Here is a 10,919-nt window from a genome sequence, read left to right as displayed (position 1 = left end):
AGGCTTCATTGGGCGTCCTCCGCTTCGTATGCAGCCTTGAGTCCGCGCTCGGCCGAACGAGTGAGCGCAGATACAACGTCGCCAATGAAGCCCAGGGTGCGAACCTCAGACAGATAAGCGATCTCGCCATCGTTGATCGCGTAAGCCAGGCGGCTACACAACTGGCTGATGCCGTCGGACAGATCGGATGCAATAGAGAGCGCATCAATCAAGTTTGCTTCCGGGTTGATGCTGAACATCTCGGTGTACTCCATCCCAAAAGCGCAAGGCTTGAGCTTCGGGAGTTGCACGTTTGATGGCGTAGTGGTATTTTTTTGGTGTGACATATCGTTCTCCAGAACGAAGAAGTACCTAATCACTTGTCCAACCAAGTGACGATTAAGAAGCCCGCCTCCAACAGCGGGCTTTTTTGTGCGTGTCTTTCAGGTCCAACCCATCGTTACACGTCACAAATTTATGCAACCTCTCAGTGAGAGAGCTGCGACCTACCCAGGTTGGGCGGGCGGAATAGATGCTTGGGCGCGCATAGCACGGTCTCCAGGAATGCAAGGCCAGACGATGCGCTGGCGATAATGTTCAATGGTCTGCGTGATCACTACGCGACGCATCTTTTTATACTGGATGGATTCACAGCATCATCAACGGACTGACCATTCGATGAGGCTTGGCGTATCGTTTGATTCAGGGTTGGCGAGGCGCTTGCCAACGATGGACGGAGCCGGGACGCCAAAAACTTCCCACCGGTTTTGCGCTCGATCAAGAAAGCGATTTCTGCCGAGCAGCCATGAACCCCCCTGACCCATCCGCTAACGGTTCCCTGGGTTACACCTAACGCTTTCGCCAGAGGGACCTGCCCGCCGAAGAAGGTAGTCAGCTCTTCAAATACATTCGCCATCTCGCACGACCTAATAGAGGTATGCCTTTACTGTATTTTAAAGGCACTCCTTTTTGCAAGCTAAAAGGCAAACCATTAAATTGAGCCGCTATGGAACTTAAAGATCGTCTTAAATACGCTCGAAAAAGGGCCGGCCTGACTCAGTCTGAGCTTGCCGATAAAGCCGGTATCAAACAGGCATCCGTGTCTGAAATTGAGCGTGGCTTGTCCCGTACGAGCGCATATCTTGTGAAAATAGCCACGATCTGTGGCGTTGATCCGCTATGGCTTGCTGAGGGCGTTGGATTCGCGGAAGCCGGCGTGCGACCACAAGTTCAGGAGGACTCACGCATGAGCTCGGCTGATCAGATCCGATCAATGCTCACAAGGATTGGGAAAGGCCTACCTGACGAAGCCCGCAGCAAAATTCTATCCGCGATCGATGGAGAGTCATTGCAGCCTCCAGGCGGAGTTGGGGATGAATTGCCATTCCTGAAGGTAAAGCCGGATGAGATCCTGATCCCGCAGTACGATATCCGTGCATCCATGGGGCACGGACAGGTTCCGGCCGATTACAACGAGGCAGTTCGCAACCTTGTTGTTCGTGAGGACGTCTTGCTGGAGAAAGGGATCACCTATACGTCCCTTTCAGCACTCGCGGTGATCACTGGCTGGGGGCAGAGCATGGAAGGGACCATAAACGACAAAGACCCGGTGATTGTTGATCGCGGAGTCAATGAGTTTGTCGGAGACGGGATTTACGTTATCACCTGGCATGGCCTGCTATACATCAAACGCCTGCAGGTTCTGGATGCTGAGCGCCTATGGCTGATCTCGGACAACACCAAGCACAAAGACCAGGAAGCACGCTCTGAGGATGTGACTATTCACGCCAAGGTGCTGCTCATCTGGAACGCCAGAAAGGCATGATTGCCTGACACGGCCGGGTTAACACAACCCAGCCTTTTTGGATTAATGGAGCTCTGCACATGCTGATTGGATCAATAATTGTCGTTGGCTTGTTCTGCCTGATCGTCCTAGGGACGTCTCAAAAGTTTGGCCACTCAGGAACGATCGGCGTTTTCTTTGGAGTGATTGCGGTTCCTGCATTCGTGTCCCTGATTTGGCGTTCTGCCTACGCGTTCAGCTGGTGGACGATCGCGATCTTTATCGGCCTGTCTTTTTTCGTTGGGCTGATGGCAAAGGCCGCTGCTGGCTCGGGGGAAGGCGCAAAAACTATGGTGCTCACACAGCCAATCACCGGCTTTATCGGTACCGCCTGCGCGATCGGCTGCTGGTTCGTGAAGTAATTACATAGCGGAATATATACAGCTCACCCCTGCTAAAAAACCGGCACCTCTTCCAGCACTTCAAAGTCAGCTGCCTCAGCAGGACGGTCATCGTCCGATGCCGCCTCCCACCTCAGCGTCACCGACTCACTTTCATCATTGAAAATCATTTCAATGTCGTCGGTCTCAGCCAGGCGCCCCATTACCTCCTCCCACTCACGATCACCGTCTGTATCAAGCCGGTGGATTGTCACCCAGCGCTGATGCTGAGCCGTGGGATGGTTGATCATTGATGAAACCCGCAAGCCCAAGCGCTCTACGCCGCTCATGATATGCCGGTCTGCCGGGTCCGCTTGTCTTCTCGCCTTAGCCACTTTCACCTCCCGATTAACTGTATATCTATACAGCGAAACATAAGCGTACCCAAAGTGAAGGTGCATGTGGTGCTCAATGAAAAATAAAGGTATGCCTGTTGACACCACAATAAAGGCTGACCTATATTTGCCCCAACGCAACCCTATGGAGCCTTACGCATGAACATTGCAACCATCACCGCCGGTAACTGGGCTGGCTCTCTTGGCCGGGGCCTGGCTCCGCGCGAACTGGAAGCGACCCTCTATGCCGCCAATGACCTGACGGCCAAGGAGATCGCACGGTTGATGGGTATTACTCCTGGCGCAGTCTCGAAGCGCCTGGACGATGCGAAGTTCAAGCTCGGCGTCCGCAGCATTCGCGGCCTGGTGATGGAAGCGTTCAAGCGCGGCCTCATCCACACATTTACGCCCGATCCACAGCAACAAAATTCTGATTGCGAAGGGGTCTTCCTGGCCTAAAGCCAGAGCCTTTACTCACATATTTTCGCGAAAGCCAACAACGCGGCCGGGATTCTTTCGGCCTCGAAAAAGATTCACCCCACCCACGAAAGAGGAAACACCCATGCTCGGTAAATTGTTTGGCAAAAAATCCGGCGAAGCACGTCAGGCCCTGGCCGTGATGACTAATCGTGACCTGATGCAGGCTTCGGTTTACGGCGTGTTCTACGTCGCTTCGGCTGATGGCGACATCGAGAAGGAAGAGCTCGAAAAAATCGAGAAACTGATCAACAACTCGGCGGCGCTCAAGGGCTTCGGCGCTGAGCTGAGCAACACCATCGATCGCGCAAAGGCCGACTTCAACGACGGCGGCCCGCGCATCATCCGCCAGAACGCCGAAAAGGAATTGAAGGACCTGGCCCACAGCGTCGACGACGCCGCAACCGTCCTGAATTTCATGCTTACCGTGGCCGAGGCTGACGGCGAGATCGAGCCCGCCGAGATGGTGGTGCTGGAAAAGGCCGCCAAGATCATGAACCTCAACCTCAAAGACTACCTGTAACCATGCTGGCCAAGTTCGGTACCAAGGCACGCTCGCTGGCAGCCTACGGGCTCGCCGGTGGCGTTGTCTTCGTCGACTCGGCCAGTCGCATCCTATCAATGGTGGGCGACCTGGTCCTGGTTGTCCTGCTGTTGGTGGTGCTGATGGCCGGCAAGTCAAAGCCAAACTGAGTCTACCCAACAACGGCGACTCCGCAATTTTGTGGAGTCGGCCAGGAGAACACCATGAGTTCACCAAATTACGATTCACGCACCGCTGACAAGTTTGTGGTACGCCTTCCGGACGGCCTGCGCGCCGAAATCGAAGCCGCGGCCAATGCCGACGACCGAAGCATGAACAGCGTGTTCGTCCGGGCCGTGCGCCAGTACCTGGACGGCCAACACCAGCAACAGATCCTGTTGAGTGTTCTGGCCAACGCAGTCGCTACCCCTACCCAACCTTCGCCGGCAGGTATTGTTCCACCAGCGATCGGCGAATACTGGCCAGGCCAAGGCGGCATCTATGGCGGTCGCCGCGAGTACCCGGAAGGTTTGTGCCACGTCGTGTTCGCTGCTGAGGACGTGGGCGGACACGCCTGGAGCAAAACCGGTTTCGATCTGGTGACCAGTCGCACCGACGGTCGAGCAAACACCGCCGCCCTGATCGACCACGACGCCCCAAGCCCTGCCGCCGAAACAGCAGTGAACTACACGGCCGACGGTCACCAAGACTTCTATCTGCCAAGCATCGGCGAACTGAGTCACGCATGGCTGTACATCCCGGAGAGCTTCGCCAACGAGGCGTACTGGAGCAGCTCGCAGCGCTCAGCCTACAGCGCATTCGACATGTACTTCGGTGATGGCTTTCAGGACACCAACGCCAAGTTCTACGAGCTCCGTGTCCGCCCCGTCCGCAGGCTGCCTATTTAATAATTCATTTATTGCTTCTGCGGCTTCGGCCGCACTGGAGATAGCGCGATGAAACGCCGCCAAATATCACCCGCCGCCCTGCCCGCTATCGGCCAACCGTTCGCCGGCGGCTTCTACGCAGGCCGGATCTACTTCGACGGTGCCGAGTTTGCACTTATCGATGCTGGTCAGGAATTCGAGACCGCCGCCCACTGGTGGGACCACGAAGGCCCGCGACCACGCATCCGTGGTGCAACACACCGATTTGACGGAATGGCGAACACCCTGGCCATGAGCGCCGAGGGCAGCACCATCGCAACCAAGGTGCTGGGCATGAACATCCGGGGCACCTGGGGCTGGCATATCCCGAGCATTGAAGAGCTGAACCTGATGCGGGGTAACCTGCTACAGCTGCCAGATTGGAATCACCGCATATGTGAGGCCGCGCCGCAGGCGTTCCGTGGCTCCCATCAGTATTGGTCCAGCACCCAGAAAGAGAACGCGGCTACGGCATGGCTGATGGGTATGTATCCATGGGCGGTGCCGGACACCAATTGGGTCAGCGGCTGCAACGGGATACGGCCGGTGAAGGTCCTGCAGATCAAGGCCGACGCCTTCGTGCATGAGCCATCGACGGATATTGCTGCGAACGTAGCAGTGTGTGAACTGGGCGGATTGACCGCCAGCCCGGCGGTGGCCGAGGTGCTGGGCCAGTTCATCAACGAAGACACCGGGCGCTTCTACGGACGCACTGATGACCTGCTGGCCAAGCTGGCGATGATCGCAGGGGAGGCACGAGCATGAACAAATTCAAGCGATTCGAACTCAACACCACGGGCCGCGACTTCGCCGTCGGTGATGTGCACGGACACTTCACCAAACTCCAGGCAGCACTGGATGCGGCCGGGTTCAATCCTGCCATTGATCGACTGTTCAGTGTCGGCGATCTGGTGGACCGCGGGCCCGAGTCTGCCGACGTGGACACCTGGCTGGCCAAGCCGTGGTTCTTCGCCGTCCAGGGCAACCATGAGGCGATGGTGTACGACGCCTATCACTTCGACCCTGATGGCCGCGCGGGCAACCTGCATGTCGCGAACGGTGGTGCCTGGATGCTGGGCCTGCCATCTGTTGAGCGTGGCTGCTATGCCGCGTTGCTGGCTGACCTCCCGATCGCGATTGAAGTTGTGACGGGCGAGGGCCTTGTAGGGATCGTACATGCCGATTGCCCCTTCCCTGTGTGGTCGATGCTGCGCGATGCGCTCAACGGCCAGATGCCGGGCCTGCTGAACGTGGATGCTGTTTGCCAGTGGTCGCGCAGCCGTATCACGGACGAAAACCATGAAGGGGTCAGCGGCGTGCGCGCGGTCATTGTCGGGCACACCCCGGTGCGCCAGCCGGCAATCCTCGGCAACGTGTATCACATCGACACCGGGGCCTGGATGGGTGGTCACTTCACACTGATCGACCTGGGTACGTTGCAGTGCCACCCGCCGGTCAATCCGAAACTGAACTGGGACTGGGAGGAGCGGCCATGAAAACCATCATCACAATGATCCTGCTGCTGATCGCTGGCCAGACCACCGCCGGCGAGCAATTGATCGACGTCCAGCACGACAGCGTGCGCGGCGTCACCTGCTGGATCTTGAACAACACAGGGATCAGCTGCTTGCCAGATGGCTCATTTCAAGGCCACCCCACCGCCACCCCATCAAGCGAGGTAGGCCGGGACTCTCACGCCGATTCAGGTCCGAAAAAAGGACTTCAAGTGGCCGCCCCACTGCCGCGCGAAACCAGCGAATCGTCAACTTGCGCAAAATCGCAAGTTAGCGCATCGGCAGGTGGGTCATATGAAAAGGGGTTCCAACTATGAACCGCCACAACAGCACCAAGGGCCAGCGCCTGATCGAGCTGTTCAACGCCCTGCAGCGTCGGGAAACCACGTTCGGCCAGATCTACGCTATGTCGGCATCGTGCGGGGTCGACGCACGCCGGGTGCTGGCCGACCACTTCAACCGATCTTAAATTCGCGCCACGATTTGCGATAAACAAAAACGTGGCGCGCAACAAGCAAGAGTGCACCTAGGTCACATCTAACGAGGAAATATCCATGGAACAACAACGCACTATCCTGATCAGCAACGTAGAAGCAAGCAAGATGATCGGCATGCAGAGCGTGTCAGGACTGAACAAGCTTCGGGAGCGCGACAAAACGTTTCCCAAGCCGATCACAACCAGCGATGCACGCTGCGCACGACTCCGTTTCGATCCTGCCGAAATCGAACAGTGGATTGCCAACAAGAAGTCCGCTCGCGACCAACCGGGTGCCAACCAGTAATTACAAACGCAAATCTACCGGGGCTTAGCGATCCGCAACAGCCCCATATTTTTTGTATGGCGGCGTGTATGGCGTTTATCTTGTATGCCTTGCAGGCCCTATAAACAAAGGCCAGTCACAAGCCCTTCACCCGCTCCACTCAGACATAGATTCCACGCCAGCAGGGTTTTGGCGGGGAATGCATAAAAAAACCGGTCCTTGGTGGCCGGTTTTTTTATGGGTGGGATTTGAGATTCAAAAAATAAAGCGCGCACAAACCTGTACAAATTATTTTTCTTGTACAAGTATCATGCTTCGAGCGGCGGCACTTCGCCCCGCACCTTCGAAGAGCCAGGCCATGACACGTCTACTGTTTTCACTGTTGCTGATAGTGAGCTTGGCCAGTTGCACCAACGTTGAGGTCGACCACTACGCCGACCAGCAACCGAAACTGGATCTGGAGCGTTTCTTCAGTAAACCCGTGAAAGCCTGGGGCATCTTCCAGAAGCGTTCCGGGGAAGTGGCCAAGCGCTTTGAGGTGAATATTGCCAGCCGGCACGAGGGCAACGCGTTGATTCTGGATGAGCGCTTCCTGTACAGCGATGGCACACGCCAGCAACGGGTGTGGACGCTGACGCCGGACGGCCCAGGGCGCTGGCGCGGACGAGCTGGGGATGTGGTGGGCGAGGCCATCGGCGAAGTAGCGGGTAATACGTTGCGTTGGCGCTACCGGCTCAATCTGCCGGTGGATGGCTCGGTGTATGAAGTCAGCTTTGACGATTGGATGTACCTGATGGACGAGGACACCTTGATCAACCGCTCGAGCATGTCCAAGTTCGGTGTCGAGTGGGGCCAGGTCACGTTGTTCTTTCGTCGCCAATGAACCCCGAGCGAGGGTAAATCATGAATATGCAAATGCTCACCGAGCTGGCCGAGAAAGGCGAAATACGTGAGCTGGAGTTGCTGTCCCTGGAGGGCGGTTTCTATATCGCTCGCATCAGGCTGGAGCACGTCGAGGCGACGTTACTGGACGATCACGGCAAGCCGATGCGCATTGGGTCCACCACGCATTTACGCGACCTGTTGCAGCGGGTTCCGCCGTTTCCTTGCGTACTGGTGCAACACTGCGTTCACGATGAAATGTGCGGCACGCGTGAAGGGCCTATCGGTGCGTTGCGCGTTCCGTTTTCGCTGGCGGCGACACTCTAAATGCTGGCTCCCCTCCCCCGTGGTATGGGCGGCCTGGGAAGGCAAGCCGTTTACACCGTACGGGTGACCTACGCGGCTCGGTCCACGCGGTCCTGAACAGCCTCGACCAGCAGCAGGCCCAGTTCAATCATTTGCTCAATGGCCAGGGCCAGGTAGCGCTGTTGAGAGGGCAGGCTTTCGACGAACTCGTGGGTCATGGCACCTGCACCGGCGATGGTTTCGTAGGCGTTGGCGAGCAGCGCTTGAGTGTCGATTTCGGGACGGACGCTGAACAGTTTTACGGCAGGGTTGCATGAATCAGTACACATCTGTTGATCCTCGTTAGGGACCGCATACCAGAGCTACTAAACAATGGGTGGCGGCTGTACGCAGGTTAGTAGACCGGCGAATCAACGAAACCGGCGCGCCCGAAGACGCCCTGCGTGCAGCCACCATAAGAGCAGCTGTACGCCGTTGATCGTATCGGGCTACTAAACCCGACCGCTGATGGGCAGCGGCTGACGAACCTTAAAGAGGTCGCCCAAGGCGCACAACTCGGACGAGTCTGATCATTGTGTAGGCAATGCCGCAAGGTTCAACTCTACGTTCTGACACCTCACTTTTCACTCATCCTCCCCCCTCTGCACCACCCACGCCAACGGCAACGTCACACACAACATCCCCGCCAACACCATCACCGCCACCGGCACGCCCAGCGCATCCCCCACTGCGCCAAACACCACCGGCGCCAGCGCGCCACCCCCAATCGTGCCGGTGTAGAACAGCGCAAACGCATGTTCGCGCTGGCCCGCGCCGGCAAGGTCGGGCACGGCGCCGTACAGCACCGAGGAGGTGCCATTCAGTACCAACCCCAGCAGCGGCAACATCACCATCAACCCGCTCAGCGGCAGATACACCGCCGCGACAATCAGCAGCGCGGTGCTGGCTTCGGTGATCCACACGGTCGTCATCATGCCGATGCGTGCGCCGAGGTAGCCGCAGAGCAGTTTGCCGAAGGCGCCGCCGATGAACAGCAGGGTCAGGGCCAGGCCGATGCCGGCGGTACCGGCGCCTTTGGCTTGCAGCAGAAACGGCAGGAAGGTGAGGAAACCCATGCGCACAGCGCTGTCGAGGGTGCCCATGAGGATCAGCGCGCGCAGGCCGGTGGCAGAGCCGTTGCCGCTGAGGGGCTTGGCTTTTTTCGTGACCGTGGACGCGGATACCTGGGTGGGGATAAGCCACCACAGCAGTCCCGCGGCCGCCAGGCCGAGCAGCCCCAGAGCGGTGGCGCTGGCCTGCCAACTGACCACGGTGAGCAGTAAGCCTACCAGGCCGGGGATCAGGGTTTTGCCGATATCGCCAGAGAAGTTGTACTGCGACAGGGCCTGCTTGACCCCGCCGCCCTCTTCATAGGCATCAGTGATCATCGAGGAAGCCAATGGATGTTGAGTACTGGCGCCGAGCCCACCGAGGAGCAGCGCGAGCAACAAGAGCGTCAACCCGGTGGCTTGGCCCACCAGCAAATAAGCGACGCCCGCGAGCGCGGTACCGCCGATCAGCATCGGTAACCGCCCCCAACGTTTGGCGGCGCGGCTGGCCATGAGTTGACACACGGCCATCGCCCCGGAGTAGGCACCGCGTAACAGGCCGACCTGAGCATAGGACAAGGCAAATTGCGCCTGCCAGATCGGCAACAGGACGTAGATGACATCGGTCAGGCCATCATGCACGGCGTGGGCGCTGCAACCGGCGATCAACGCACGGCGGCGGCGGGACGTTTCGCAAGCAGGCAAAGCGACAGTGTCGTTCATGGTGTAGGAATCAGCTCAGGTTTAAGGGGCTTCCAGCCGGTCAAGGCGATCAACAAGGTCAGCAATTGGAAAGCGATGATCAGCACCACGCAGCCGCCCCAGCCCCAGCGATCCCAGATCAGCGCCGGGACGATGGCGCCGCAACTGCCGCCCAGGTAATAACAGGTGAGATACACCCCGACAGCGCCCGTCTTGTTATCGCGCGCGGTGGCGGTGATAAACGCATTGGCGGCAGCCTGGGCCAAGAACACGCCGGTGGAACTGAGCGCCAGGCCCACTACGATGCACCACAGGGACGGCAGCAGGGTCAGGGCCGAGCCACTGACACCCAGCATGGCAGCGACACTGAGCAGTTCGGCGTGAGGGCGAGCTTTGCTGAGGCGCCCGGCGATGGGGATCACGAACAGGGCCAGCAGGAAGACCATGTAAAGCGTCCCCAACGCCGCCGGCCCAAGGTTGAATGGCGGCAGGCCCAAGTACAAACCTGCGTAGGTAAACGCCGCGACTTGCGAAAACAGCACGCAGAAACCTACGGCATAAGCGGCCAGCAACGGCCGGCGAAACCCACCTGACGAAGAGCCTTTAGCCTGCTCGGTGCGTGGGCGGTTGTTGGCCGGCAACAAAAACTGGATAAAACCGCCGACCATCAAGCTCAGCACCGCGAGCAACTCAAAGGCTTCGCGCCAGCCTACATATTCGGTCATCACGCCGGTGACGAAGCGCCCGGCGAACCCACCCAATACGGTGCCTGCAACATACAAGCTGGTGACTTCAGTCACCGTGCCGCCCTGCCAGCGATCGCCGATGTAGGCCACGCTGGTGGCGAACACCACCGGAATCAACATGCCTTCGATCAAGCGCCACACCAGCACTTCGGCGAAGCTGTCTGCATAGGCCGTCATCAACGCCGGCACCGCCAACAGCAGCGCAGCCACGGCGATCACCGTGCGCTGTTCGAAGCGCCCGGTCAGACGGCTGACAAACGGCGCCGTGACGGCCACCGCCAGGGTGGTGACGGTAATGCTCCAGCCCGCGACCTTGGCGCTGATATGAAAGTACTCGGCAAACGTCTGGAGAATGCTCTGGGTCGCATAGAGGTTGAGAAACGCCGCGCAGCCACACAGGAACAGGGCAAGGCGGGCACAATGCAGGCGCGGTTTCATGAAAGCTCTCGTTTTATTT

18 protein-coding genes and 1 pseudogene are annotated in these 10,919 nt (G+C 58.4%); 13 read left to right on the top strand and 6 right to left on the bottom strand.

Going from position 1 to position 10,919, the window contains the following annotated elements; genetic code table 11:
* Positions 1-5: 5 nt before the first annotated feature.
* Positions 6-239: a hypothetical protein gene (locus tag AC1Q6I_RS05720; RefSeq protein WP_102623444.1), complete on the bottom strand. Its 234-nt coding sequence runs from the start codon at positions 237-239 to the stop codon at positions 6-8.
* 356 nt (positions 240-595) lie between these two features.
* Entirely contained in the window at positions 596-895 is a 300-nt protein-coding gene (locus AC1Q6I_RS05715) for a transcriptional regulator (protein ID WP_102623445.1), read from the bottom strand.
* A 90-nt stretch (positions 896-985) separates the two neighbouring features.
* On the opposite strand from AC1Q6I_RS05715, the gene AC1Q6I_RS05710 reads away from it, so the two are divergent.
* Positions 986-1,804, top strand: a complete 819-nt coding sequence (locus AC1Q6I_RS05710) for an XRE family transcriptional regulator (protein ID WP_102623446.1) — start codon at positions 986-988, stop codon at positions 1,802-1,804.
* Between the two features lie 59 nt (positions 1,805-1,863).
* Positions 1,864-2,184 carry a hypothetical protein gene (locus tag AC1Q6I_RS05705; RefSeq protein WP_102623447.1) on the top strand — a complete coding sequence of 107 codons (321 nt, stop codon included), beginning with the start codon at positions 1,864-1,866 and terminating at the stop codon, positions 2,182-2,184.
* Between the two features lie 32 nt (positions 2,185-2,216).
* Here AC1Q6I_RS05705 and AC1Q6I_RS05700 read toward each other — a convergent pair whose 3' ends face one another.
* Positions 2,217-2,492 carry a DUF1654 domain-containing protein gene (locus AC1Q6I_RS05700; RefSeq protein ID WP_219730514.1) on the bottom strand — a complete coding sequence of 92 codons (276 nt, stop codon included), beginning with the start codon at positions 2,490-2,492 and terminating at the stop codon, positions 2,217-2,219.
* A 204-nt stretch (positions 2,493-2,696) separates the two neighbouring features.
* Between AC1Q6I_RS05700 and AC1Q6I_RS05695 the strand changes: the two are divergent.
* The 11 genes and pseudogenes from AC1Q6I_RS05695 to AC1Q6I_RS05645 all read left to right on the top strand — a co-directional run.
* A pseudogene (locus AC1Q6I_RS05695) lies at positions 2,697-2,933 on the top strand (sigma factor-like helix-turn-helix DNA-binding protein); the annotation flags it as partial.
* A gap of 166 nt (positions 2,934-3,099) precedes the next feature.
* Positions 3,100-3,537: a tellurite resistance TerB family protein gene (locus AC1Q6I_RS05690; protein ID WP_102623449.1), complete on the top strand. Its 438-nt coding sequence runs from the start codon at positions 3,100-3,102 to the stop codon at positions 3,535-3,537.
* 2 nt (positions 3,538-3,539) lie between these two features.
* Positions 3,540-3,707 carry a DUF3927 family protein gene (locus AC1Q6I_RS05685; RefSeq protein ID WP_173903800.1) on the top strand — a complete coding sequence of 56 codons (168 nt, stop codon included), beginning with the start codon at positions 3,540-3,542 and terminating at the stop codon, positions 3,705-3,707.
* A gap of 54 nt (positions 3,708-3,761) precedes the next feature.
* The gene (locus tag AC1Q6I_RS05680) at positions 3,762-4,445 is read left to right on the top strand and encodes an Arc family DNA-binding protein (RefSeq protein ID WP_102623450.1); all 684 of its coding nucleotides are present in this window, start codon (positions 3,762-3,764) and stop codon (positions 4,443-4,445) included.
* Positions 4,446-4,493: 48 nt separating this feature from the next.
* Positions 4,494-5,228, top strand: a complete 735-nt coding sequence (locus AC1Q6I_RS05675; protein ID WP_102623451.1) for a hypothetical protein — start codon at positions 4,494-4,496, stop codon at positions 5,226-5,228.
* The gene (locus AC1Q6I_RS05670) at positions 5,225-5,959 is read left to right on the top strand and encodes a metallophosphoesterase (protein WP_102623452.1); all 735 of its coding nucleotides are present in this window, start codon (positions 5,225-5,227) and stop codon (positions 5,957-5,959) included. Before AC1Q6I_RS05675 ends, AC1Q6I_RS05670 begins: the two co-directional genes overlap by 4 nt.
* Complete coding sequence (locus tag AC1Q6I_RS05665; protein WP_102623453.1) at positions 5,956-6,294, top strand: hypothetical protein; 339 nt, start codon at positions 5,956-5,958, stop codon at positions 6,292-6,294. Before AC1Q6I_RS05670 ends, AC1Q6I_RS05665 begins: the two co-directional genes overlap by 4 nt.
* Positions 6,291-6,446, top strand: coding sequence for a hypothetical protein (locus AC1Q6I_RS05660; RefSeq protein WP_173903799.1), 156 nt, complete (start codon positions 6,291-6,293; stop codon positions 6,444-6,446). The genes AC1Q6I_RS05665 and AC1Q6I_RS05660 overlap by 4 nt, the downstream gene beginning before the upstream one ends.
* Before the next feature lie 85 nt (positions 6,447-6,531).
* Positions 6,532-6,759 carry a helix-turn-helix transcriptional regulator gene (locus tag AC1Q6I_RS05655; RefSeq protein ID WP_102623454.1) on the top strand — a complete coding sequence of 76 codons (228 nt, stop codon included), beginning with the start codon at positions 6,532-6,534 and terminating at the stop codon, positions 6,757-6,759.
* A gap of 337 nt (positions 6,760-7,096) precedes the next feature.
* Positions 7,097-7,621 (top strand): DUF3833 domain-containing protein, encoded by a 525-nt coding sequence (locus tag AC1Q6I_RS05650; RefSeq protein WP_102623455.1) that lies wholly within the window; start codon positions 7,097-7,099, stop codon positions 7,619-7,621.
* Positions 7,622-7,641: 20 nt separating this feature from the next.
* Positions 7,642-7,947: a DUF6482 family protein gene (locus AC1Q6I_RS05645; protein WP_024073962.1), complete on the top strand. Its 306-nt coding sequence runs from the start codon at positions 7,642-7,644 to the stop codon at positions 7,945-7,947.
* Between the two features lie 68 nt (positions 7,948-8,015).
* Here the strand turns inward: AC1Q6I_RS05645 and AC1Q6I_RS05640 are convergent, their stop codons facing one another.
* The 3 genes from AC1Q6I_RS05640 to AC1Q6I_RS05630 form a co-directional block, all read right to left on the bottom strand.
* Positions 8,016-8,255, bottom strand: coding sequence for a DUF6124 family protein (locus AC1Q6I_RS05640; RefSeq protein WP_024073961.1), 240 nt, complete (start codon positions 8,253-8,255; stop codon positions 8,016-8,018).
* Positions 8,256-8,549: 294 nt separating this feature from the next.
* Positions 8,550-9,737: an MFS transporter gene (locus AC1Q6I_RS05635; protein ID WP_102623456.1), complete on the bottom strand. Its 1,188-nt coding sequence runs from the start codon at positions 9,735-9,737 to the stop codon at positions 8,550-8,552.
* A complete protein-coding gene (locus tag AC1Q6I_RS05630) occupies positions 9,734-10,900 on the bottom strand; it encodes an MFS transporter (protein WP_069075480.1) in 1,167 nt (388 codons plus the stop codon). Before AC1Q6I_RS05630 ends, AC1Q6I_RS05635 begins: the two co-directional genes overlap by 4 nt.
* Positions 10,901-10,919 lie beyond the last annotated feature (19 nt).

Source organism: Pseudomonas sp. MPR-R2A5 (assembly GCF_058793055.1).
The sequence above is the reverse complement of the archived record's forward strand: the minus strand, read 5'-3'. Positions and strand labels throughout refer to the sequence as shown.